The sequence below is a fragment of the Streptomyces sp. NBC_00820 genome, assembly GCF_036347055.1.
Classification (GTDB): Bacteria; Actinomycetota; Actinomycetes; order Streptomycetales; family Streptomycetaceae; genus Streptomyces.
Map to the genome: position 1 here is coordinate 7329759 of NZ_CP108882.1, position 24803 is coordinate 7354561.

At 71.7% G+C, this 24803-nt stretch carries 14 protein-coding genes and 1 pseudogene; 12 read left to right on the top strand and 3 right to left on the bottom strand.

Translation table 11 applies throughout. From position 1 onward, the window contains the following. Positions 1–105 precede the first annotated feature (105 nt). Together OIB37_RS32705 and OIB37_RS32710 are read right to left on the bottom strand one after the other, a co-directional pair. Entirely contained in the window at positions 106–945 is an 840-nt protein-coding gene (locus OIB37_RS32705) for a COG4705 family protein (RefSeq protein WP_330461213.1), read from the bottom strand. Between the two features lie 110 nt (positions 946–1055). Then, on the bottom strand, positions 1056–1862 hold the full coding sequence (locus OIB37_RS32710) for a COG4705 family protein (protein WP_330461214.1): 807 nt from the start codon (positions 1860–1862) through the stop codon (positions 1056–1058). A 200-nt stretch (positions 1863–2062) separates the two neighbouring features. Here OIB37_RS32710 and OIB37_RS32715 point away from each other — a divergent pair, with 200 nt between their 5' ends. From OIB37_RS32715 to OIB37_RS32735, 5 genes and pseudogenes are all read left to right on the top strand, one after another. Beyond that, positions 2063–2263: a hypothetical protein gene (locus OIB37_RS32715; protein ID WP_330461215.1), complete on the top strand. Its 201-nt coding sequence runs from the start codon at positions 2063–2065 to the stop codon at positions 2261–2263. A gap of 96 nt (positions 2264–2359) precedes the next feature. Continuing rightward, positions 2360–2472, top strand: a pseudogene (locus OIB37_RS32720) (acyl-CoA dehydrogenase family protein); the annotation flags it as partial. Then, positions 2469–3569 (top strand): enoyl-CoA hydratase/isomerase family protein, encoded by a 1101-nt coding sequence (locus OIB37_RS32725; RefSeq protein ID WP_330461216.1) that lies wholly within the window; start codon positions 2469–2471, stop codon positions 3567–3569. The pseudogene OIB37_RS32720 and the gene OIB37_RS32725, both read left to right, overlap by 4 nt. A gap of 55 nt (positions 3570–3624) precedes the next feature. Then, positions 3625–4578 (top strand): IS481 family transposase, encoded by a 954-nt coding sequence (locus tag OIB37_RS32730; protein ID WP_330457540.1) that lies wholly within the window; start codon positions 3625–3627, stop codon positions 4576–4578. A gap of 301 nt (positions 4579–4879) precedes the next feature. Next, positions 4880–5659 carry a VOC family protein gene (locus OIB37_RS32735; protein ID WP_330461217.1) on the top strand — a complete coding sequence of 260 codons (780 nt, stop codon included), beginning with the start codon at positions 4880–4882 and terminating at the stop codon, positions 5657–5659. A gap of 585 nt (positions 5660–6244) precedes the next feature. Here the strand turns inward: OIB37_RS32735 and OIB37_RS32740 are convergent. After that, complete coding sequence (locus tag OIB37_RS32740; RefSeq protein ID WP_330461218.1) at positions 6245–6535, bottom strand: type II toxin-antitoxin system Phd/YefM family antitoxin; 291 nt, start codon at positions 6533–6535, stop codon at positions 6245–6247. 120 nt (positions 6536–6655) lie between these two features. Between OIB37_RS32740 and OIB37_RS32745 the strand changes: the two genes are divergently transcribed. The 7 genes from OIB37_RS32745 (at position 6656) to OIB37_RS32775 (ending at position 24777) form a co-directional block, all read left to right on the top strand. Further along, positions 6656–7498 carry a thioesterase domain-containing protein gene (locus OIB37_RS32745; RefSeq protein ID WP_330461219.1) on the top strand — a complete coding sequence of 281 codons (843 nt, stop codon included), beginning with the start codon at positions 6656–6658 and terminating at the stop codon, positions 7496–7498. Between the two features lie 73 nt (positions 7499–7571). Beyond that, on the top strand, positions 7572–8234 hold the full coding sequence (locus OIB37_RS32750; protein WP_330461220.1) for an ATP-dependent Clp protease proteolytic subunit: 663 nt from the start codon (positions 7572–7574) through the stop codon (positions 8232–8234). 49 nt (positions 8235–8283) lie between these two features. Next, entirely contained in the window at positions 8284–8586 is a 303-nt protein-coding gene (locus tag OIB37_RS32755; protein ID WP_330461221.1) for a hypothetical protein, read from the top strand. Positions 8587–8863: 277 nt separating this feature from the next. Next, the gene (locus OIB37_RS32760; protein WP_330461222.1) at positions 8864–15220 is read left to right on the top strand and encodes a type I polyketide synthase; all 6357 of its coding nucleotides are present in this window, start codon (positions 8864–8866) and stop codon (positions 15218–15220) included. Further along, on the top strand, positions 15213–20858 hold the full coding sequence (locus OIB37_RS32765; RefSeq protein WP_330461223.1) for a type I polyketide synthase: 5646 nt from the start codon (positions 15213–15215) through the stop codon (positions 20856–20858). The genes OIB37_RS32760 and OIB37_RS32765 overlap by 8 nt, the downstream gene beginning before the upstream one ends. Then, complete coding sequence (locus tag OIB37_RS32770) at positions 20855–24019, top strand: non-ribosomal peptide synthetase (protein ID WP_330461224.1); 3165 nt, start codon at positions 20855–20857, stop codon at positions 24017–24019. Before OIB37_RS32765 ends, OIB37_RS32770 begins: the two co-directional genes overlap by 4 nt. Beyond that, entirely contained in the window at positions 24016–24777 is a 762-nt protein-coding gene (locus OIB37_RS32775; protein ID WP_330461225.1) for a thioesterase II family protein, read from the top strand. The genes OIB37_RS32770 and OIB37_RS32775 overlap by 4 nt, the downstream gene beginning before the upstream one ends. Positions 24778–24803: the final 26 nt, after the last annotated feature.

A 24803-nucleotide genomic window follows, 5' to 3' on the forward strand; every position in this document is an offset into this window, starting at 1 on the left:
CGGACGAGCGCCTTGTCCAGGTGCGCCGGCCGCCGACAGCGGACTGGATCATCGACGATGTCACGACGGACCTGAACGCGTCCTGAACGCCTGCCGGACGCCGGATCAGGCCGCCTGTGGGGCATCCGCCTTCCGCTCGGTGACGTCCTTGCGGGTCACCACCAGGTACACCACCAGGCCGAGGATCACCGCGAGGAACAGCACACTGGTCACGACGGTGCCCAGGCCGAGGCCGCCGTCCCCGGTCGGCTGGGAGAGGTAGTCGCCGATCGACGCACCGAGCGGGCGGGTCAGGATGTAGGCGATCCAGAAACTCCACACCGCGTTCAGGCCCAGCCGGAAGTGGGCGACCGCGACCGCCCCGATAGCCAGGGCGAACAGGACCGCGGACAGCCAGTAGCCCAGAGCCATGCGCTCCGACACCAGATCGCCGGCCGCGGTGCCCAGAGCGAAGGTGGACAGGACGGCGAGCCAGTAGAAGGACTCGCGCCCGGTGGTGTCGATGTGGTGGATGGACAGAGTGCGCTCGCGCCGGTACCAGACCGCGAACACGATCGTGAGCAGCACGGCGAACACCGCGGTGCTCGTCTCCAGCGGAACGCCCAGGTTGTCGGTGAGGTTGTCGCTGATCAGCGTGCCCACCACGCTGATCAGCGCCACCGCGAGCCAGTAGACGCCCGCGCGGTAGGAACGCGTGCGGAACTGTGCCACCAGCACGACGGCCAGGAGGGCGCTCATGAGCACCGACACGCCGGTCAGGCCCAGGCCGGCCTTCTCGTTCAGCAGGTCGGCGGCGGTCTCCCCGACGGTCGTGCACAGCACCTTGATGACCCAGAAGTAGACGGTGACCTCGGGCACCTTGTTCCAGCGGGAGCGCCGACCGGAGGACGGCACCGTGGGTCCTTCCGCGGGCACGGCTGAGATATCGGATCGCTCATATGTCATGAGACCCAACGGTGCCCTCGCACACCTGAACGTATCCTGACCGCCTTGGGGAACCGCGATCCCGGCCCGTCCGCCCTCGTCGGCAGGCAACAGAAGAACGATCTCCTGTGTCAGTCGGTGCTCAGGGCCGTCTCGGTGTCGCGGCGCGACACCGCCAGGTAGCCCACGAATCCGAGGATCGCCACCGTCCAGGCCAGGGTGACCGGGCCGAGGCCCCAACCGAGGCCGCCGCGCTGCTGTGCCACGGCCATCCAGTCGGCGGTGGAGGCGCCGAGGGGGCGGGTGATGACGTACGCCGTCCAGAAGCCGGTCACCGGGCCGAGCACGCCCGCGCGGTGGGCGAGGGCCGGGACGCAGATCGCGACGGCGAACAGGACGACCGAGCCGAGGTAGCCCAGGCCGACGGTGGCGGTGAGGTCGCCGGCGGCGGTGCCGAGGGCGAAGGTGGCGAGGACGGCCGCCCAGTAGAAACACTCACGGCGCCGGGTGCGGATGCTGTGCATCGACAGGGTCCGCTCGCTCATGTACCAGAGCGCGAAGACGGCGGCCAGGGCGATCAGGAACAGCGGGGTCGACACGGCGTAGGGGACACCGAGGCCCACGTGAAGGATGTCCGCGGCCATCGTGCCGAACACGCTGACCATCACGATCGCCGTCCAGTAGATCCAGGCCACGTACCGGCGTACGGCGAACTGCAGGACCAGGGAGGCCGCGAAGGCGACGGCGCCCACGGCGACCGCCGGGATCGGGCCCAGCAGGTGGGCCAGGAAGTCGGACGCGGTCTCGCCCATCCCGGTGGTCAGGACCTTGACGATCCAGAAGTAGACGGTGACCTCGGGCACCTTGTTCGCGCTCCCGCGTATCCGCGCGGGGACCTGACGCAGGGGCCGGTGGCCGAGAACGTGCTCTGTGCTCATGATCCGCACTCTCGCACGCCTGAACAGGCCTCCCCCCGCTTCTTTTGCCGTTGCTTTTGAGGCTTCTGGCGCAGATGTTGCCATGGACTCCGCGAACCTGAACGCGACCTGAAAGCCATGAGGAAAGTCCTGGTCAGCGACGGGGAATGGCTGGTACGAACACCTTTTTGACGCAGGACGCAGGACGCAGGAACGCGTCCATGGGCGTACCGCCTGGTGCGGCTCCGAACGCGTCGGCGACCGCCGCATGGCTTCTCACCTACGCCCTGCGCCTCGAAGCCGTGGGCATCTGGCTCGGCCTCCTGACCGGCGTGGCCACGACCGCCGTCCTGCTGCTGCGACGCCACGCCGTCTCCCTCGACGCGCGAGCCGAAGGCCGTACAGCGGTGGCCGCGGCCTGAACAGGCTGAAGGGTTTCCGCGTCGCGATGAACGGCCTGAACGGCCTGAACGGTGGCACGGCGCCCCCTGGCATCGCCGCCCGCCCCTCGCATGATCGACTACGGCATTGAGAAGATCGTCCGTGACTGCGTGTCCACCAACTGCTGGAAGGAACCGACGAGATCATGCGTGTCATCGTGGCCCGTGGCCTGACAGAGGCGTTCGGATGACCGGCAGCGAGGCACCCGTCCTGCTGCGCATCGACGGACGGGCCGCCCACATCGTCCTCAACCGCCCCAAGGCCCTGAACGCGCTGAACCACGCGATGGTGCTGCGTATCGACGAGGCCCTCACCGCGTGGGAGCACGACCCGGCCGTGGAGACCGTCGTCCTCACCGGCGCGGGGGAGAGGGGCCTGTGTGCCGGCGGCGACATCCGTGCCGTCCACGACGACGCCCGCGACGGCGACGGCACCGCCTCGGCCGCGTTCTGGCGCGACGAGTACCGGCTCAACGCCCGTATCGCCCGCTACCCCAAGCCGTACGTCGCCGTCATGGACGGCATCGTCATGGGCGGCGGCGTCGGTGTCTCGGCGCACGGCAGTGTCCGGATCGTCACCGAACGGTCCAGGGTCGCCATGCCCGAGACCGGCATCGGCTTCGTCCCCGACGTCGGCGGCACCTACCTGCTCGCCCTCGCCCCCGGTGAGCTGGGCACCCATCTCGCCCTGACGGGCGGGCAGATCGGTGCCGCCGACGCGCTGCTGTGCGGGCTGGCCGATCACTCCATGCCGTCCGCAGGGCTCCCGGCCTTCCTGGACGACCTCGCCCGGATGCCCGCGAGGGAGGCCGTGGCCTGTCATGTGCAGGCGCCGCCGGAGGGGGAGTTGGCGGGGCATCGGGCCTGGATCGACACCTGCTACGACGCCGACACGGTCGAGGAGATCCTGCGACGGCTCCTCGCGCACGGCGACGCGGCGGCGAAGGAGGCGGCGCAGACCCTGCTCACCAAGTCACCGACCGCCCTGAAGGTCACCCTGGCGTCCCTGCGCCGCGCCCGGCGGCTCGGCTCGCTGGAGCCGGTCCTCGACCAGGAGTACCGCGTCTCCTGCGCGGCCCTGAGTACCCCCGACCTGGTGGAGGGCGTACGAGCCCAGATCATCGACAAGGACCGCACCCCGCGCTGGTCACCCGGCACCCTCGCCGAGGTGACCGACGCCGACGTCGAACGCTTCTTCTCCCCGCTCGGCGAGAACGAGCTAGGTGTTCTGTCCACGGAGGTTGGGTGCGGTGACAGTGGTCACCGTCTGGGGATCTTGAACGAGTGAGGGCCTTCCGGGTTCGGTGTGGATTGCGACGTCTACACCAGCCCGAAAGGCCCTCATGCCCCACCGTAATGCACCTCTGACCGAGACCGGACGTCTGCGGCTGGCCCGCTGCGTGGTTGATGACGGATGGCCTCTGCGCCGGGCGGCGGAGCGGTTCCAGGTCTCGCCGACCACAGCCCAGCGGTGGGCCGGGCGATACCGCCAACTCGGCGAGGCGGGGATGAGCGACCGTTCCAGCCGCCCCCACCACAGCCCTCGACGCACGCCGACGCGGGCCGAACGCCGGATCATCAAGGTCCGCCTCACACGGCGGTGGGGACCTGCCCGCATCGCGCACCTGCTGGGCCTGGTGCCCTCCACCGTGCACCGCATCCTGGTCCGCTTCGGCCTGGCCCGGCTCAGCCACCTCGACCGAGCCACCGGCCGGGTCATACGCCGCTACGAACGCGACCGGCCCGGCGAACTCGTGCACGTGGACATCAAGAAGCTCGGCAACATCCCCGACGGCGGCGGCCACAAGGCCCTGGGCCGCCAGGCAGGCCGCAAAACCCGCTCCGGAGCCGGCTACAGCTACATCCACACCGCCGTCGACGACCACTCCCGCCTCGCCTACAGCGAGATCCACACGGACGAGAAGAAAGAGACCGCCACCGCCTTCTGGACACGCGCACACGCCTACTTCACCGGCGTCGGGATCACCGTCGAACGGGTCCTGACCGACAACGGAGCCTGCTACAAGTCCTACCTCTGGCGCGAAACCCTGACGGCGGCCGGGATCACCCACAAGCGAACCCGGCCCTACCGGCCACAGACCAACGGCAAGGTCGAACGACTCAACCGCACCCTGCTCGACGAATGGGCCTACGCAAAGCCCTACCACTCAGAACAGGAACGACGCGACGCGTTCCCCCGCTGGCTGCACTCCTACAATCACCACCGCGGACACACCGCGCTCGCAGGCAAACCACCCGCCAGCCGCGTCCCCAACCTCACAGGGCAATACAGCTAGGGCTAGGACTAGGGCTAGGTCCAGGGTCAGGGCTCGCCGGATACGACACCACCATGGCGGCGGTCAGGTGAGACGGACTGCCGCGTTCACCTGACGCGGACACATGGGCACACGCCGCCGGCCGGTCGCGATGCCGAGCCGGGCCGGCGTCGGACGATCATCGGCGTGCGGGGATTGCGGCCGGTGGCGGCGGTGCAGGTGTCCCCGTTCTTCCGCGATGACCGTGACGGCGTGTCGGATGGCGGCGGGCCGGTCGGCGGCGCGAGGGTGACGGACGGACCTCACGAGAGAGAAGCGAGAGATGCCCGAAGTCACCACCCCGTACGCGACCGGCACCCCGTGCTGGGTCGATCTGATGGCGAAGGACCAGCAGGCGGCGCTGGACTTCTACCGTGACCTGCTCGGCTGGCAGGGTCAGCCCGGCCCGGCCGAGTTCGGCGGGTACGCGGTCTGCGAGCTGCGCGGCAAGGCCGTGGCCGGTATCGGCCCGGCGATGGCTCCCGAGGGGATGCCGGAACCTCCGGCCGTCTGGACCAGCTACCTGGCCAGCACCGACGCCCAGGCCACCCAGGACGCGATCGTCGCCGCGGGTGGCACCCTGCTCGCGCCGGTGATGGACGTCGGCAACCTCGGCCGGATGCTGATCGCCGCCGACCCGCAGGGCGCCGTGTTCGGCGTCTGGCAGCCCGGCGAGTTCTTCGGCGCACAGCGGGTCAACGAGGCCGGCGCACTGACCTGGAACGAACTGCACACCAGCGACGTACTTGCCGCCACCGCCTTCTACGGCGAGGCGTTCGGGATCGAGATCGAGCCGCTGGAGGGCGCGGACGCGTACTGGGAGATGCGGGTCGGCGACCGGGCGGTCGGCGGCGTCACCCTGCTCGCGAACGACCCCCCGGGCACCCCGCCGCACTGGCTGACCTACTTCGCGGTCGACGACGTGGACTCCACCGTGGACGCCCTGGTCAGGAGCGGCGGCACTGTCCTCGCCCCGCCGTTCGACATGATGGCCGGCCGCATGACGGTGGTCGCCGATCCGCAGGGCGCTCCCTTCGCGATGATCAAGCCGACCCCGCTGTAGACCGCATCCGCATCCGCATCTGCATCCGCATCCGCGTCCCGCCCGCCTGGGAGCTACCGGGCGGGCGGCCTCGCTGGAGCCAGGGGCAGCGGCGCCACCGGTACGGTCGTGCGTGAGGACCGGGGCCCCTCGGCACATGGTCGCGTGCGCGGTGACGACAGCTCCCAGCGTGTACGGCCACGCCGCCGAGAGCCCGGACGCTTGAGCCGTGACCGGCCGACCCGGGTGCCTGCGACACCGCGGCGTCTTGGCCGTCCCGCCTCGCTGTCCGCCGTGCCGCGCGCCGAATCCCGCGTACGGCACGGCGGGTGAGTGGTCGTGCGATTCTCCTCGCCCGCCTGCCCGCGCTCCATCCTGGAAGTTCCAGCTCAGCGCACTCCACCCCGTGGTTTCAGCGGCACGAGCGGAAGTCCGGGTGCGGGAAGCGGGTCCGCCTCGTACCCCTTCACCTCGCCGCAGACTCCTGTCGGATCCCCGCCCCATGCCCACAGCAACGACTCGCGAAGGGACTGGTCACACGAGCGGTCGGGCAACGCCTGGCAGTCCCCGGCATCAACGAAGCGACGGCGACCAGCGGCTGGGGCTTCAGTAGGACCGGTAAGGCTCGTGCGGGCTTCCGTACTCCGCGGTCAACCCGAACTGGTTTCGCTCGCCGGGTGCGGACTGGGCGTCCAGTACGACGGACACCGTGCCGATGACCTGCTCCTGCTGCTCCTGGGGCGTGGACTCGAGGCGCTCGAGGTCGGCGGCCGACACCAGGGCGACGAGCGGCTTGCCGTGGCGGGTCAGGACGACGTGCTCTCCGCCGTAGACCACACGGTTGATCAGCTCCGCGAGCTCGGACCGGGCTTGCGTTACGGGAATCTCATGGGCCATGATCAGCATCATACGCTCTGTACATCCTGTACGTTTGCGCGGAGTGCTCCCGTCTTGGGTGACCATGTGTCACCCGCCAGGCGGAAGTGCGCTCCACCGACCGAGAGGAAGTTGTCTGAGGTGCGGGGGAACCTGGTCCGTCTTAGGGAGTCCAGCGGGCCGAGTGCGCTGGTCTTCATTCATCCTGCGAGCGGATCGGCTGCGGCGTTCCGCGCCCTCCAGCCCCACCTCGGCTCGGACTGCTCCATCTACGCGTTCCAGGCGTCCGGCATCGACCCCGATCGCCCCCGCTCCATCGAGGGGATCGCGAAGTCCTACCTCGCGGAGTTCCTGAGCGCGGATCCGGACTCGACGCCGGTCTTCGTCGGGTGGTCCTTCAGCGGACCGGTCGCCGTGGAGATGGCGCGCCTCGCCGAGGAACAGGGCCGAGGCGCCGCCGGTGTGATCCTCCTGGACAGCGCGACCCACGAGGTTCTGGCCGGCCGGACGACCGACCGCGCCACGGAGGTCGGCGGGCTGTTCGGGATCGACCTGTCCAGGGCCGGCACCGATTCGACCGATGAACTGCTCGATCACGCCGCCGAGTTGATCGCCGTGGCAAGTGACGCGCCCGGTCTGACGGGCGCGGACCTGCGCCCCTTCTGGGATGTCTACACCTGGCACCAGGGCATCTTCGACGACGGCTGGCAGGCCCGTCCGTGTGCTGCGCCCCTGCTGATGGTCCGAGCGCGGGACGAGACCGGATGGAACGCGGCGCCCGAATGCCTGGGCTGGTCCGCGGTCCTCGACCGTTCCGTTCCCGTCGTGTGGACCTCGGGCACGCACTACTCGCTCATGGACAGCGGCCGACTCGCCGAGGTCGCCCGCATCCTCGACCGCGCGGTCGAGGAGTGGCGGACACCGACGCCGTTCGACGCGGCTTCCGCCTCCGGGAGATCCCCGGTCGCGCCCCTCTCTTCATGACACCGCCCGTCACCGACAGGCTTTTCGCTCCATCCATCACCAGGTTTGTCGTGCGCCCCCTCTGGAGGAATACGTGAATTCTCACCCCGGCATCAACTCTGTCGCCCGGCTTCCCCACGCCGAGGGACGTTACGTCATTCCGCGCTTTGTGGAGCGCACCTCGCAGGGAGTGCGCGAATACGACCCCTACGCCAAGCTGTTCGAAGAGCGCATCATTTTTCTGGGTGTGCAGCTCGACGACGCCTCGGCCAATGACATCATGGCCCAGTTGGTGTGTCTCGAGTCGATGGACCCGGACCGTGACATCTCCATCTACATCAACAGCCCGGGCGGTTCCTTCACCGCACTGACGGCCATTTACGACACCATGCAGTACGTGAAGCCCGACATTCAGACGGTGTGCCTGGGACAGGCCGCCTCCGGTGCGGCCGTACTGCTGGCGGCCGGCACTCCCGGAAAGCGCATGGCTCTTCCCAGTGCGCGGGTCCTGATTCACCAGCCGTACACCGAAACGGGGCGCGCGCAGATCTCCGACCTGGAGATCCAGGCGAACGAGTTTCTTCGCATCCGCGAGCAGATGGAGGAGATGCTCGCCAAGCATTCGTCCACGCCGCTGGAGACGATCCGTGAGGACATCGAGCGCGACAAGATCCTCACGGCCGACCAGGCCCTCGCCTATGGCCTTGTGGACCAGGTCATCACGCCCCGCACCACTCATCTGCGCACCGACAACTGACGGGCGCGACGTAGGAGGTCAGTCCGTGATGTTCCCAGAAGGCCCACGCGTGCCGGCCCTCACCGACGCGGAGAGCCGGGTGATGGACGCCTATGTGGCCGTACTCAAACGTCTGAGCAGCGTCAACCCCGCCCAGACGACGGGCACCTACACGGCGCTCAGGGCGGCTCAGGCGCTGGTCTCCGAGGCGCGGGCGCTGCGTGACGCCCTCTCCCTCATGTTCGAGCGCCATGAGAAAGAGATACATGTGCGCACCATGGCCAAAGCCCTGGAGACCCTTGAGGGCGACCGCCTCCTGCACCGGCTCAGCCCGCCCCAGGACGGCACCGAGCCGCCCGACGCCGGCCTCTGATCCGGTTTTCTGAAAATTTCTTCCGCGCGAAGGCGCCGATGGCCGTCCCGGCATCGGCGCCCTTGTGCTGCCCGAAAACCGGTCATGTCCCAGAAATTCCGCACCTCCATGTCAATAAATAGTGGACATTTAGATGCTTGCTCTGTGAAATTTTGAGAGGGGTTGACTGCGACGCCTCCCTTGGACTAGAAACTAAATGATCTTTGCTACTGGGAAATTTCAGTCGCGCATCTCCGGCATTTTCCATTCACTTACTCGCATCTAGGGGGAAGTCGAAGTGCACGCTGTGGGCGAAATAGCCGACTGGTTGCAGCGAGAAATCGGGGAAGAGCTCGGGAGGGAGATCCGCGATGTCGATCTGGACATCAGGTTCCGGGACCTCGGCCTCGACTCCGCCCGGCTGACGGCCCTCACCGTGCGGCTGGCCGCGCACTTCGACACCTCGCTCAGCCCCACGGTGGCTTGGCACTTCCCCACCATCGCCGCCCTCGCCGGCGCCCTGGGTGAGGGCGGCGCCGCCTCGCAGCGGCCCACCGCGCCCGCCGAACCGGATGCGGCTCCGTCGGACGAGCCCATCGCGGTCGTGGGACTGGCCTGCCGATTTCCTGGTGCGCCGAACACCGAGGCCTACTGGGACCTGCTGTGGTCCGGCACCGATGCCGTCACGGACGTGCCCGCCGACCGCTGGGACTCCGCGGCCCTCTACGACCCGGACCCGGCCGCACCCGGCCGGCTCAGCACCCGCCGCGGCGGCTTCCTCACCGACGTGGACAAGTTCGACCCGGGGTTCTTCGGCATCTCCCCGCGCGAGGCCGCCCAGATGGACCCTCAGCAGCGCCTGAGCCTCGAACTCGCCTGGAGTTCGCTCGAGGACGCCGGGATCCCGCCCTCCTCCCTGCGGGACAGCGCCACGGGCGTCTTCCTCGGCACCCTGTGGAGCGACTACGCCCGCCTCGCCGGGCGGGGCCTCGACGCGGTCCACCAGCACACCGCCACCGGCCAGGAGCCCAGCATCGTGCCGGCGCGGATCTCGTACACCCTCGGCCTTCAGGGGCCCAGCATCGGTGTCAACACGGCCTGTTCATCGTCGTTGGTCGCCCTGCACCTCGCGTGCCAGAGCCTGCGCTCCGGCGAGAGCACACTGGCCCTGGCCGGCGGCATCAACCTCGTGCTGGCCCCCGAGAGCAGCGCCGCCATGTCGAAGTTCGGCGCCATGAGTCCGCACGGGCGCTCCGCGGCCTTCGCCGCCGCCGCCGACGGCTACGTCCGCGGTGAGGGGGGCGGCATCGTCGTACTGAAGCGGCTGTCGGCCGCGCTCGCCGACGGTGACCGCGTCCACTGCCTGATCCGGGGCAGCGCGGTCAACAACGACGGCCCCAGCAACGGCCTCACCGCCCCCAACCCCGCCGCGCAGCAGGCCATGCTCCGCGCGGCCTACAGCCGGTCCGGGGTCGGGGTGAACGACGTGCAGTACGTGGAGGCGCACGGCACCGGAACCCCGCTCGGCGACCCGATCGAGGCACATGCCCTGGGTGCGGTACTCGGCGCCGGCCGCGCCGCGGACGCACCCCTGCTGATCGGGTCCGCCAAGACCAACATCGGCCACCTGGAGGCGGCGGCCGGCATCGCCGGACTCATCAAGGTGGCACTGGCCATGCGCCACCGCGTCCTGCCCGCCACCCTGCACCATGACGCGCCGAACCCCGACATCGCCTTCGACGAGCTGCGCCTCGCGGTGCCGACCGAGCCCACCCCGTGGCCGGGCGACGGTGGCCGACTCCTCGCCGGCGTCAGTTCCTTCGGCTTCGGCGGCACCAACTGTCACGTCGTCGTGGAGGGACCGCCCACCACCTGCGCGTACCCGCTCCCGCTGTCCGCAGACACGCCGAACGGGCTGCGGGAGACCGCCGAGGCGCTACTGGCCGCGGTCGAGGACGCGCCCGCGCGTTCCACCGCGGACTGGTGCGCCACCGCCGCGCTGCGCCTGAGCGCCCACCCCTACCGGGTGGCGGCGACCGTACGGGACGAGACGGAGCTGCGCGCCGCACTGCGCGACATCTCCACCGGCACCGCGCCCGCCGCAGCCGCAGCCGCAGCCGCAGCCGCAGCCGCAGCCGCGGCCCCGTCCCGGCTCGCCTTCGTCTACTCCGGGCAGGGCTCGCAGTGGTGTGGCATGGGGCTCGATCTGCTGCACACCGAACCCGTCTTCCGCCAGGCGTTGCTGGAGTGCGACAAGCTGATCCACGCGCAGGCGGGAATCTCGGTCGTCGAGGAACTGCGTCGCCCCGACCGGGACTCCCGGCTGGACGAGACGACCGTGCTGCAGCCCGCCGTCTTCGCCATCCAGGTCGCCCTCACCGCCCTGTGGCGTTCTTGGGGAGTGCGGCCGGACGCGGTCGTGGGTCACAGCCTCGGCGAAGTGGCGGCGGCCCATGCGGCGGGCGCGCTCGACCTCGCGGACGCGGTACGGGTCGTCTGCGAACGCAGCCGCCTGATGAGCCGGATCGACGGCGCGGGCTCGGTGGCCGTGGTGGACGTGCCGTTCGCCGAGGTGCCGGAGCTGATCGCGAAGTATCCCGGGGTCTGTGCCGCGGGTGCCAACTCCACGACCACTTCAGTGCTTTCCGGGGACACCGCGGCACTCGACGCGTGCCTGACGGATCTCGACGGGCGCGGCATCCGCTGCCGGCGCGTGAACATGGGCGTCGCCTCCCACAGCAGCCAGTGCGACCCGCTCCTGCCCGAACTCCGGTCCGGGCTGGACGGGATACAGGCGCTGTCGAGCACTGTGCCGATGGTCTCCACCGTGACCGCGGACTTCGTGGACGGCCGTGCGCTCGGCGCCGACTACTGGGCGGACAACCTGCGCCGCCCCGTGCTGTTCGCGCCGGTCGTCGAAACGCTGCTGGAGCAGGGTTACGAGCACTTCGTCGAGGTCGGCCCGCATGCCGTACTCACAGGACCGGTGGCGGAGATCGCCGGGAGCCGGGGTGCGACGGTCAGGGTGCTGGCCTCCCAGCAGCGCGGCGGGGACGCCCGCGAGTTCATGCTGAACACCCTCGGTGAACTGCACCGCGCCGGACGCGACATCGCCTGGCGCAAGGTCTTCCCCGCGGACCTGCGTCCGGTGGAACTCCCGGCGAGCCTGGCCGGTTCCGGCTCCCCGGTGCCGGAGGTGCGGCAGGTGCGCATGCTTCCGCTGAGCGCGCACTCGGCTCCGGCGCTGCGTCAACAGGCGCGCGGGCTGCGGGCGTCGCTCGACGGGACGGGGCGTATCGACCTCGACGACCTCTGCCACACCGCGACATTCGGCCGCGACCGTCACGAACACCGCGCGCTCGCCGTGTTCGAGTCGGCCACCGAACTCGGTGAGCTGCTGGACATCTGCGCGGACGGACGGTCGGCCGAGCAGCCGGCGATCGGCAGAGCTCGGCGCGCGGCGGGTGGTCCCGTGTTCCTCTTCTCGGGACAGGGCACCCAGAGCGCGAGGATGGGCTGCGAACTCTTCGCCCGCGAACCCGCCTTCCGGGCGGTCATCGAGCGGTGCGACGCGTGGCTGGCCGAGCAGGCGGGCTGGTCGCTGATCGCGGAACTGCACGCGCCCGGGGAAGCGTCGCGGATCGACGAGACGGAGATCACCCAGCCCGCCCTGTTCGCCGTCCAGGCAGGCCTGGACGCGACACTGAGGTCCTGGGGCATCCGGCCCGCCGCGGTGGCAGGACACAGCGCGGGCGAGATCGCGGCGGCTCACAGCGCCGGCGCCCTCACCCTGAAGGACGCCCTCCTGGTCGCCCTGCACCGGGGCCGCACCCTCCAGAAGGCCACCGGCACCGGCCACATGGCCGCGGTGGGCCTGCCCGCGCACGAGGCGGCGGCCCTCCTGCGGGACGGAAGCGATGCCGTCTCGGTCGCGGCCGTCAACGGCCCGCGCATGACCCTGCTCAGCGGCGAGAGCCGAGCCCTGGAGGAGCTGCTCGACGGCCTCGACCCCGCCGTCTTCCGACGGAAGCTGCGCGTCGGCTACCCCTCGCACAGCGCGCAGATGCGGGAGTACGGGCCGGAACTGTCCCGGCTGCTCGCGGACATCAGGCCGCGCACGGGTGACATCCCGGTGTACTCCACCATCGACGGCGGGTTCCGCGGTGGAGAGCACTTCGACGCGGCGTACTGGGTCCGCACCATGAGCGAGCCCGTGCGGTTCGCTCCGGCCGTCGAGGCGCTCGCCGCCGCCGGACACCGCTCGTTCGTCGAACTCGGCCCGCACCCCGTGCTCGCGGCCCCCACCGCGCAGATCCTGGAGGAGGCCGGACACGAGGGCATCGTCGTGCCGGCCATGCGCGCGCGGGCTGGTGAGCGGCGCACCCTCCGGGAGGCGGCCGGTGCCCTGTGGACTCGCGGCCACGAGGTCGACTGGGCGGCCATGGGCACGCGCCCCGCGCGGCTGGTGTCCACCCCGGACTACCCGTGGCAGCGGGAACGGCACTGGCTCGACCCCGCCCCGCTGCCCGCGTCCGGGACCGCTGAAGAATCGCTTGTGGACCTGCTGGCACACGGCGAGGTCGCCCGCGTGATCGAGCAGTTGACCCGCACGGGCCGGCTGTCGGACGCCGAACGGGGAGCACTTCCGTCGATCCTGAGCCACCTCGTGGCCTCGGCGCCCTCGGGCGCGCCGGAATGGCTGCACCAGGTCGTGTGGCAGGAGAAACCGCTCACGGACGCGACGGGGACGGCCGGTCCCGGCACCTGGATCGTCGTGACCGACGCCCCGGAGGGACCGTGGGCGGGCGCGGTGGCGCGGGCCCTGCGCGCGGCCGGACAGAACTGCGTCCTCGTACCGGTACCCGACGAGCCCGAGTCGGAGCTCGCGGGCGCGCTGCGGGACGCCGTCGGCGCGGCCGGCACCACCTGCCGCGGGGTGCTGCACCTCGCCGCTGACGTGCCGGACGCCGGCCCCGAGGCGAGTGTCGAGCGGTGCCTGCGCCCGGCCCTGGCGACCGTGCGGGCCCTGGCGTCCTGGGAGAACGGGGCGGCGCCCCGCCTGTGGCTCGTCACCTCGGGCGCGCAGCCCGCGGGCGAGGGGCCCGTGACCGGGTCCGCGGGCCAGGGCGCGCTGTGGGGATTCGGGCGCGTCGTCGCACTCGAACACCCCGAAGTGTGGGGCGCGCTCGTAGACCTCGAGGAGGCCGACCGGGACGGGAACGCCGAAGCGCTGGTTCGCGAACTTCTGAGCCGGGGCAGCGACGCCCAGCTGGCCTTCCGTTCGGGCAGGCGTTACGTGGCACGCGTCGCCACCGCACCGGAGCGGTCCGGGGCGGCCGAGCCGGTCGCCGTGCGCGCGGACGGCGGCTATCTGGTCACCGGCGGGCTCGGCGGCATCGGCCTGGTCGTCGCCCGCCGGCTGGTCGAGGCCGGTGCCCGGCACCTGGTGCTCGTGGGCCGCAGCGCACCCGACGGCCAGGCACGCGGCGTCCTGGCGGAGCTGACCGCGGCGGGCGCCCGGGTGGACGTGGTGACGGCCGACATCCGGCGCGCCGACGAGGTTCGCGATGTCGTGGCGGCCTTCGGTCGTGAACGGCCGCCGCTGCGGGGCGTGTTCCACGCCGCCGGAGTCCTCGAGGACGGCGCACTGCTCCAGCAGGACTGGGACCGCTACCGGACCGTCCTCGCACCCAAGGTGGTCGGCGGACACCACCTGGACATGTGTACCCGCGACCTGCCTCTCGACTTCTTCGTGCTCTTCTCGTCATTCGTCGCCGTGCTCGGTTCCCCCGGACAGGGCAACTACGCGGCCGCCAACGCGGCCCTGGACCACCTGGCCCACCGCCGCAGGGCTCTGGGGCTGCCGGCGACCAGCGTCAACTGGGGCCCCTGGGAGAGCGTCGGCATGACGGACTCCACCGCCGCGGCCCGCTACCACTGGAGCGCGCGTGGCGCCCGCACGATCGACCGCGACCAAGGCGCCCGCCTGTTCGACCGGATCCTGGGCCACGACGCACCCCAGCTGGGCGTGTACAGCGTGGACTGGGCGAGGTATCACGAATGGCTGCCCGCCGGCGCGGACCGAGGCCTGCTGGCCCTGGTGCACGCCCCGGCAGGCGAGGACGCCGTGGCCGTGCGGCCGGCGACCGGCACGGCCGCCGGACCCGGCAGTGACGATGCGCCGTCCCTGCCCGACCGACTGGCCGTCCTCGAACCGGGTGACCGCGCGGCCCACCTGATCTCGTGGCTGTCCGGGCTGGTCGCCGGTATAGCGGGCTTCCCGCCGGACCACGAGATCGACGCCGACTCCGGCTTCTTCCAGCTCGGACTGGACTCACTGATGACCCTGAAACTGGTGACGCGGCTACGCGCGGAGCTGGGCGACCGGATGACCGTCCCCGGCACTCTGCCCTTCGACCACCCCACCTGCGCCGCCCTCGCGGTCCACCTCCTCGGCGAGCTGGCACTCGCCCCCGCCGCCGAGTCGGCGGACGCGGACCCAGGAGAGCCGCAATTCGCGGAAGGGGAATCCGACTTGGCGGATGTGGCGGCGCTGCTGGCGGAGGTGGACGGCCTCTCGGCCGATGAGGCGGCCCGGTATCTGGACCAGCTCACGCTGGGTGACGAGTTCGCAGGAGACCAGACGCATGACTAGCATCACCGACCGCATCGCGGCCCTCCCCGAAGCCCAGCGGGCTCTGGTCGAGGAGCGCCTGCGCCGTCAGAAGTCGCCCGCTCCCGCCCTCGAACCGATCGCCGTGGTGGGCATGGGCTGCCGCTTCCCCGGCGGTGTCGACGGCCCCGAGGCGTTCTGGGACCTGCTGAAGTCGCGGACGGACGCCACCTCAGTCGTGCCCGCCGACCGCTGGGACGCCGAGCGGCCGCACGGTTCCGAGTCGGCGCAGCCGGATTCCGTGCGATCGACGCGGGGCGGCTTCCTCGACTCCGTGGACGCCTTCGACGCCGAGTTCTTCGGCATACCCCCGCGCGAGGCCGAGACCCTGGACCCGCAGCACCGGTTGCTCCTGGAGGTCGCCTGGGAGGCTCTCGAACACATGGGGCAGGCCCCCACGAGCCTGCGTGGGACACGCACCGGCGTCTTCGTGGGCATCGGCGTCGACGACTACAAGCTGCTGCAGACCGGCGACCCGGCCCGGCTGGACGGCCACATGGCCACCGGCAACCTGTTCTGCACGGCACCCGGTCGCATCTCCTACCTGCTGGGCCTGCACGGCCCTTCCCTGGCCGTGGACACGGGATGCTCCTCCTCCCTGGTCACCGTGCACCTGGCGATGCAGAGCCTGCGCTCGGGTGAGTGCGACCTCGCGCTCGCCGGCGGCGTCAGCCTGATGATCGCCCCGGAGATGACCGCCGACCTCTCCCAGGCAGGGGTGCTCTCCCCGCAGGGCCGAAGTCGCGCCTTCGACGCCGCCGCTGACGGGTACGCCCGCGGTGAGGGCGCCGGGATCGTCGTACTGAAGCGGCTGTCCGACGCCCAAGCCGCCGGGGACACCGTCCTCGCCGTGATCAGGGGCTCCGCGGTGAACCACGGCGGTCGCGGCAGCGGCCTCACCGTCCCCAACGGCAGCGCACAGAAGGATCTGATCACCGCCGCCCTCAAGGCGGCCGGGGTGGCACCCGCGGAAGTGGACTACGTCGAGGCCCACGGCACCGGGACCCCGATCGGTGACCCCATCGAGGCGAACGCGCTCGGCGCCGCCTACAGGCCCGGCCGGGAGCCCGGACGTCCGCTCCTGACCGGCACGGTGAAGACGAATGTCGGCCACCTGGAGGCGGCGGCCGGCGTCGCGGGACTGATGAAGGTGGTGCTCTCCCTCGGGCACCAGGAGATACCGGCCCATCTGCACCTGAACGACCGCACCACACACGTCTCCTGGGACGAGCTGCTGCTCGACGTGCCCGCCCGGCCCGTGCCCTGGCCGCGAGGCACACGGCCGCGCCTGGCCGGGGTCAGCTCCTTCGGTATCGGCGGCACCAACGCCCACCTGATCGTGGCGGAGGCCCCCGCCGCGGCCCCCGCCCCGGACCGGGCCGGCCACGGCCATCACCCGGTCGCGCTGTCCGGCCCGGACGAGCCCGCGCTGCGTCGCGTCGTCGAACGCTACCGGCACCACCTCGCGGCGCATCCGGACCTCCACACCGCGGACCTCGCGTACTCCGTGAACACGGGGCGGGCGCACTTCGCCCACCGTGCCCTCTTCGTCGCCTCGGACACCGAGGACCTCGCGGCCTCGCTCGCGGCCTGGCAGCCGAGATCCAGGCCGGCCGTGCGCCGTGGCAGCGGCCGGGAGCTGCGCGTCGCGTTCCTCTTCACCGGGCAGGCCTCGCAGTACCTCGGTATGGGCGCGGGGCTGTACACCGGTCAGCCGGTGTTCCGCAGGGCCCTGGACACCTGCGCCGAGCTGTTGCGCGAGCGCTACGGCTGGTCCCTGACCGACCTGCTCTACGGGCCGGAAGCCGACCCCCTCCTGATCGACCGGACCGAGTACGCCCAGCCCGCCCTGTTCTCGATGGCCTACGCGCTGGTGTCCATGTGGCAGGCGTGGGGGGTACGCCCCTCCGTGGTCCTCGGACACAGCATCGGCGAGTACGCCGCGGCCTGTGCCGCGGGTGTGCTGCGGCTGGAGGACGCCCTCACGCTGGTCGCCGAACGCGGGCGCCTGATGGGCGGCCTGCCCGAGGACGGTGGCATGGCCGTCCTCCTCGCGGACGAGGCGACCGTCTCCCGCCTCCTCGCCCCCTTCGCGGACCGCCTGAGCGTCGCCGCCGTCAACGGCCCGCTCCAGACGGCCGTCTCCGGCCCGGCCGATGCCCTGGACGAGCTGCTGGCCAGGGCCCTCGACAGCGGTGTCGGTTCCCGCCGCCTGACGACCTCACACGCCTTCCACTCCGCTCTCATGGACCCCGTGCTGGAGCCGCTCGGCTCGCTGGCCGCCGGTGTCACCCACCGCCCGGGCACCGTGCCTGTCATCTCCACGGTGACAGGCATGCCGGTCCACGGCGAGGACATGGCCGGAGCCGACTACTGGCAGCGCAACGCCAGGCAACCGGTGCGGTTCCTGCCGGCCGTGCGCGCTCTTGTGGAGCGCCGCTTCGACATCGCCCTGGAGATCGGCCCGGACGCCGTCCTGTCCCGTCTGGTCACCAAGCAGGGCCTGGACCCGCGCGAGGACCGGCTCTGGCTGCCGTCCCTGACCCGTCACACGGACGACCGGCAGCAGGTGCTGCGAACCCTGGGGAGCCTGTACGAGGCCGGGGCCGACATCGACTGGCAGGCCGTGCACGCGGGGGCGCCGGGCCGCAAGGTGCCGCTGCCCACGTACCCCTTCGGACGCAAGCGCTACTGGCGGGACACCCGGACCGGGCGCGGCACCCGGCACACCGGCACCGCGGCCTTCCCGGGAACCCCCCTGCGGTCGCCCGCGCTGGCCGGGACCGTGTACCGGAGCCGGTTCACAGCCGACTCTCCCGCCTTCCTCGCCGACCACGTCCTCTTCGACGAGGTGGTCGTCCCGGCCGCGTCCCACCTCGCCATGACCCTGGCTGCCGCCGTCCAGCAGCTCGCCGCGACGGGCGGCGGCGCCGTACTGGAGAGCGTCTCCTTCCCGCAGGCGCTGGCACCGGCCGACGGCGCGCGCGAGGTCCAGCTGATCATCGAGGAGCCGGGAGGCCTGGGGGCCGCCCCGGCCGGCCACGGCACGCCGCCGAGGAACTTCCGCGTGGTCAGCGGGCCCGCGGACGGGGCGCACTCCCACGAGTGGACCAGCCACGCGTCGGGCACGCTGCGCACGACTCCGCCCCCGGCGGCCCCGTCGCGAACGCAGCCGCCTGGCGACCTGCTCGACGGCCCCGGCGAGCGCCTCGACGGCACGGCCTTCTACGCGGCGATGCACGCCTCGGGCGCCGACCTCGGACCGAGCTTCCGGCGCATAGGCCGGCTGAGGCGTCATCAGGACGAGCTCGTGATCCGCATGGACTCGCCCGAGTACGACGGCGCGGACGGCCCCTTCCCTCTGCACCCCGGACTCGTCGACGCCTGCGTCCAGGCCGTGGTGGCCCTGGCCTGGTCGGCGCGGCCCGACGCGGAACTGGGGGTGCGGGTCCCCATCCGGCTCGACGCCCTGCGGTTCCACAAGGCACAGCCGTCCGGGCACCTGTGGTGCCGGGTCCAGGAACGGTCCGAACTGAGCCCTGACGGCGACACGGTCGTAGCCGATCTGACCCTGACCGACCAGGACGGCGAAGTCGTCCTGGAGCTGGACGGCCTGTGGGTGCGCCGCGTGTCGGCGTCCACGCTGCTGCGCCGGGACACCGTCGTGGTGCGGCGCCCGGCGTGGCAGACCTCGGCCGTCCCTCCCTCGTCCGCGGCCACGACGGCCTGGCTGGTCCTCACCGACCGCCGGGGAGTGGGCTCCGCGCTGGCCGCACGACTGCGCGAGGCCGGGCACCAGGTCACCGTCGCCGAAGCCGGGGACGGAGCCCACGGCGAGGACACCCTCAAGGCTCTGGTCCGGGAGTGCGCCGCCGCCGCGGCGGCCGGCGAGCCGCGAGGTTCCGCCGCACCGGGCCGCCCCCTGAACGTGGCGTTCCTGCGGGGCCTGGACGACCCCGAGGGCCCCCTCACCGGGGAATCGCTCGACGGGGCGCAGCAGCACGGCACCGCCGCCCTGCTCACCGTCCTGCAGACGCTGGCCACCACCGCGGAGGCGGCCCGGGTTCTGGTCGCGACGCGCGGAACCTGGTCACCGGCCAACCCGCACAGCGCGTCACCCGCACCGGGGGCCGGGGTCGCCCACGCGACGCTGTGGGGCCTCGCCGCCATCGCGAACGCCGAGAACCCGGACGTACGGTGCGTGCTGGTCGATCTCGATCCGGAGATCCGGTCGCTCGAAAGCGAAGCCGCGGCCCTGTTCGCGGAGGCGCTCGCGACCGGCGAGGACACACAGGTCGCCGTCCACGCCGGCGGCCGCCGCGTCGCCGGGACCACGGCGGTGGTCGCGTCGAGCGCCACGGGCGGGAATCCGGTACGACCCGACGGCACCTATCTGGTGACCGGTGGCCTCGGGGCACTGGGCCTGCACACGGCCAACTGGCTGGTCAGCCGCGGGGCCCGGCACCTCGTCCTGTGCGGCCGCACGGCTCCGTCGGCCGCCGCCGAGCACCGTATCGGCGCATGGCGGCAGGAGGGAGTCCGTGTCCAGGTCCACCAGGCGGATGTCGCCGACCCACGCGACGTGGCACGAGTCCTGGCCGAGGTGTCCGGTTCCCTGCCGCCGCTGCGCGGGGTCGTGCACGGAGCCGGCGTACTGGACGACGGCGGCCTCCAGGCACAGACCGCCGACCGGCTGCGCACGGTCCTGGCCCCCAAGATGCACGGCGCCTGGAACCTGCACGAGCTGACGCGGGACGCCGAGTTGGACTTCTTCGTCCTGTACTCGTCCGTCGCGGCCCTCATGGGCTCGCGCGGACAGAGCGGTTACGCCGCCGCCAACTCCTTCCTGGACGCCCTCGCCCACCACCGGCAGGCCCTCGGACTGCCAGGCACGAGTGTGGCGTGGGGACCGTGGAGCGGCGCCGGCATGGTCGCCACCCTCGACGAGCACGCCGGACGCCGGGTCCAGGACAGCGGCTTCGGCATGCTGGAGCCCGGACCCGCCTTCCAGGCCCTGGAAGAGGTCCTGCGGGCGGGTGTCCCCCACGCCTACGTCCACGCAGGGGAGGGCGCCGAGGTCCGTTCGGCCGCACCCCGGACGGTCCCGCGGGGGCCGTCCGCAGCGGGGCAGGCCGTGTACGACCGCCCCGAAGGCCTCGGTCCCGCCGTCGCCGCCCGCAATGACACCGAGGCGGCCTTCGTCTCGATCTGGGAGTCGCTGCTCGGCATCCACCCCATCGGAATCGAGGACGACTACTTCCAGCTGGGCGGCGACTCCATCACCAGCCTTCGGATCATCAGCCGGGCCAAGCAGGCCGGCATCCGGCTCACCGAGGCCGACTTCTTCAGCCGCCCGACCATCGCGCAGCTCGCGGCCGCCGCCGAGACCGACGCCGCTCCCACGCCTCGCAGGGCCGCGACAGGTCCCGCCCCGCAGTCGGGAGCCGGCCGGCCCGCGCGTGCGGACGCACCCGCCACCCACCTCGGCGAGGGCGACCTGCGACGGCTGATGTCCCGCATCGGCGGCGTCATGGTCGCCCCGGACGACGACGCCGAACACTCAGGCGCGGCCGTCGACGCCCATGACACGCACGCACGCACAGAAAGGCAGAACGGATGACCACGAGCGTCGAAGGGGTCCACCCCCTCTCCCCGCTCCAACAGGGCCTGCTCTACCACTCCATCGTCGACCCCGACACGTCCTTCTACGTCGACCAGATCGTCCAGCGCCTCGACGGACACCTCGACGCGGACGTGCTGGAGCAGGCATGGCAGCAGGTCGTGGACCGGCACACCATTCTGCGGACCTCCTTCCACTGGGAGGAGATCGACGAGCCCGCACAGGTCGTCCACGCCCAGGGCGTCGCGAAGATCGAGCGGCACGACTGGCGCGACACCGGCGCCGCCGACGCCGGGGCGGGTGCGGTCGACGAGCGGCTGGAGAGTTTCCTGCGCGACGACCGGGGCCGGGGCTTCCGCCTCGACCGCCTGCCGCTGCTGCGGCTGCACCTCGTCCGCGTGGCCGAGAGCCGGCACGTCTTCGTCCTGCGCTACCACCACATCCTGCTCGACGCCTGGTCGGCCCTGATGCTGCTGGAGGAGGCGTTCGCCGCTTACGACCGCCTGGTGCGCGGGGAGCGGCAGCCCCTGCCGAAGGTGCGGCCGTACCACGACTACGTCACCTGGCTGCGCCGCCAGGACCTGAGCCGGGCCGAGGGGTTCTGGCGCACGGAACTCGCCGGCTTTCGGCCGGCACCGCTCGCCCTGGCCATCCCGGAGGAGTGCCGGGAGCCCGGGAGCCAGGACCGGGAGAACCCGGAGGTGTCGCGTGTGCTGCCGCGCGCCACCGCGGACGCCCTGCGGCGGCTGGCACGCGACCACCGGCTCACGCTCAGCACCGTGTTGCAGACCGCCTGGGGCCTGGTCCTGAGCCGGTACACGGGCCGGCGGGACGTCGTGTTCGGGATGACGATGACGCACCGCCCGGCCGACCTCGACGGGATCGAGGACACCCTCGGGCTGTTCATCAACACGCTTCCGCTGCGGGTCCGCGTCGATCCCGACCGCCCGTTCTCCGAAGCGTGCGCCGATACGCGGGCCGCGCAGACACGCGTACGGGGCCACCTGGAGAGCGCCCTGGCCGAAGTCCAGCGGTGGAGCGACGCGGAACCGGACGAGCCTCTCTTCGAGAGCATCATGACGATCCTCAACGTGCCGAGGATCGACACCCTGGGCAACCGCTCCGGGGAACTCGCCGTCCAGCGCGGGGAGTACCGGTACCACACCAACTATCCGCTGGCCGTCCTCGTCGTCCCGGACGAGGAGATCACGCTGCGCATCGGCTACGACCGGGCCCGCTTCGGCGCGGCCGAGATCGACCGCATGCTCGGCCATCTCGCCACCGTCCTGGAGAGCGTCGCCGCCGACTTCGTCCGTCCGCCGAGCGGTATCTCCCTGCTGACCGGCGAGGAGCGTCAGGCGATCGAGACATGGGGGCGCGGGCCCTTTGCGCCGCTTCCGGAGATCTGCCTCCACCAGCTGTTCGAGGAGCAGGTGCGACGGACACCGGACGCCCCGGCCCTCGCCCACGGCCCCGAGACCCTGACCTACCGGCAACTCGACGGACGCGCCAATCAGCTGGCCCGCTTCCTGCGGGAGCGCGGCGTCGGGGTGGAGTCGCGCGTCGGACTCTGCCTGGACCGGTCCGTGGACCTGGTCGTCGCGATCCTCGCCGTGCTGAAGGCGGGCGCCGCGTTCGTACCCCTGGACCCCGCCTATCCGCTGGACCGGCTGGACTTCATGAGCCGGGACGCAGGACTCTCCCTGCTCCTCACGGATGCCAGGACCCAGCAGCATCTCTCGGCCCTGGACGTACCCTGCCTCCAGCCGGCGGACGAGCGCGAGAAGATCGATGCCCACGACACGGCCCCCGTCACCGGCGACGTCCGGCCCGGCAACCTCGCGTACGTCATCTACACGTCGGGTTCGACCGGGCAGCCCAAAGGTGCCCTCGTCACCCACGACGGGGTGGTGAACAGCTGCCTCGCCCAGCGGGACGTGTTCGGCGTCGGACCGCACGACCGGGTACTGCAATGGGCGTCTCCGAGCTTCGACGCCTCCGTGTTCGAGGTCTTCCTCGCCCTGGGCGCGGGCGCGGTCCTGTGCCTCGCCGCGCAGGAGGACCTCATGCCCGGCCCGGCGCTGGTCGAGCTGCTGACGCGCGAGCGCGTCACCTGGCTGGTCATGGCCCCCTCCGCGCTGGCGGCGTTGCCGGCAGGGGCGGCCGGCCAACTGCCCGCGCTGCGCGGCATCGTCCTCGGCGGCGAGTCGGTGTCCGCGGAGCTGATGGCACGCTGGGTACCCGGACGCCGCGTCTTCAACGTCTACGGCCACACGGAGACCAGCATCTGGGCCACGGTGCAGGAGTGCGCCGCGGACGGACGCCGCCCCTCCGTCGGCCGGCCCGTGCGCGGCGTGCGACTCCACCTGCTCGACAGCGGCGGACAGCCCGTCCCGGTCGGTCTTCCCGGTGAGCTGTGCCTCGGCGGCGTCGCCGTCGGCCGCGGTTATCTCGACCGGCCCGGTCTGACCGCTGAACGCTTCCCGGCCGACCCCTTCTCCTCACGCGCCGGCTCCCGCCTCTACCGCAGCGGCGACCTGCTGCGCTGGCGCCCCGACGGCCGCCTGGACTTCGTCGGCCGGGCCGACGGACAGACCAAGCTGCGGGGCCTGCGCATCGAGACGGGCGAGGTGGAAAGCGCGCTACGGGAACACCCCACGGTCAAGGACGCGGCGGTGCAGGTCCGGACAGGCGCGGCGGACGGCGATCAGCTACTGGTGGCCTACCTCGTACTGGCACCCGGGGACGCGCACGAGCCGGCGGACTGGCGAGGCTTCCTCGGGGGCAAGCTGCCGGACTACATGGTGCCCAACGCCTTCGTCACGCTGCCCCACCTGCCCCTGACCGCCAACGGGAAGCTGGACCACGCCGCCCTGCCGGCGCCCGAGCGCACGGTCCCCGCCGAGGCGAGGACCGAACCCGCCACCCCACTGGAGGGGCGGCTCGCCGACCTGTGGGCACGGGCACTGGGCCTGGAGAGCGTCGCCACACACGAGGACTTCTTCTTCCTCGGCGGCAACTCCATCAAGGCCACCCTCCTCGCGTCGCGGATCCGCCAGGAGTGGCAGGTCGACTTCTCCGTCCGCGCGGTGATGGAGAACCCGACGGTCGCCGGTTGCGCGGCCGCCCTCGACGAGATCCTGCGGGAGGAAACCCGATGAGCACACCGGCCGACGCCAGCGCACTGTTCCCCTTCGGTCTCCCGGACCCCGACGCTTCCGTGCGGGTCTTCTGCCTGCCGTACGCGGGCGGCGGCGCCGGCCTCTACCGGCCCTGGGTGGCGCACGCCGCCACGGCCGCGCGGTTCGTGCCCGTGCAGCTGCCCGGCCGGGAGAACAGGATGGCGGAGGAACCCGAGAAGGACTTCGACGCCCTCGCCGAGCGCCTGGCCCGCGGGATCGCTCCTTGGACGGGCGAACGGTACGCCCTCTTCGGGCACAGCATGGGCGGCCTGCTCGCCCACGAAGTCACCCACCGGCTGCTCGAGTCGACCGGCCGGCCGGCCGAACTGCTCGTCGTCTCGGCGTGTGCCGCGCCCGATGTGGAGCGGCCCGACTGGAGCATCCACGACCTGCCCCGCGACGAGTTCGTCGACCGGCTGCGCAAGCTCGACGGCACCCCGCGCGAGGTGTTCGAGGACGAGGACCTCATCGAGCTGTGCCTGCCGCGCATACGGGCCGACTTCTCCGTCCTGGCGAGCTACCAGTACCGTCCCCGCGCACCGCTGCCCGTGCCGGTGACGGCCCTCGCAGGGACCCGCGACCCCCAGGTCCCCACCTGGGCAGTGGCCGAGTGGAAGCGGCACACCAGCGGCGCCTTCGACCTCCACTCGCTGGATGACGACCACTTCTTCCTGAACCGGCACCAGCGGACCATCGCCGATCACATCACCAACGCCCTGCGTCCGACGTCCTTCTGAGACTCACCCCTCCCCATTCGACCCGC

Excerpts from the sequence above, each read along its gene's own strand:
- OIB37_RS32715 (WP_330461215.1), top strand. The coding sequence starts at position 2,063 with ATGGGCGTACCGCCTGGTGCGGCTCCGAACGCGTCGGCGACCGCCGCA.
- OIB37_RS32770 (WP_330461224.1), top strand. The coding sequence starts at position 20,855 with ATGACCACGAGCGTCGAAGGGGTCCACCCCCTCTCCCCGCTCCAACAG.
- OIB37_RS32735 (WP_330461217.1), top strand. The coding sequence starts at position 4,880 with ATGCCCGAAGTCACCACCCCGTACGCGACCGGCACCCCGTGCTGGGTC.
- OIB37_RS32710 (WP_330461214.1), bottom strand. The coding sequence starts at position 1,862 with ATGAGCACAGAGCACGTTCTCGGCCACCGGCCCCTGCGTCAGGTCCCC.
- OIB37_RS32725 (WP_330461216.1), top strand. The coding sequence starts at position 2,469 with ATGACCGGCAGCGAGGCACCCGTCCTGCTGCGCATCGACGGACGGGCC.
- OIB37_RS32730 (WP_330457540.1), top strand. The coding sequence starts at position 3,625 with ATGCCCCACCGTAATGCACCTCTGACCGAGACCGGACGTCTGCGGCTG.
- OIB37_RS32765 (WP_330461223.1), top strand. The coding sequence starts at position 15,213 with ATGACTAGCATCACCGACCGCATCGCGGCCCTCCCCGAAGCCCAGCGG.
- OIB37_RS32705 (WP_330461213.1), bottom strand. The coding sequence starts at position 945 with ATGACATATGAGCGATCCGATATCTCAGCCGTGCCCGCGGAAGGACCC.
- OIB37_RS32740 (WP_330461218.1), bottom strand. The coding sequence starts at position 6,535 with ATGGCCCATGAGATTCCCGTAACGCAAGCCCGGTCCGAGCTCGCGGAG.
- OIB37_RS32775 (WP_330461225.1), top strand. The coding sequence starts at position 24,016 with ATGAGCACACCGGCCGACGCCAGCGCACTGTTCCCCTTCGGTCTCCCG.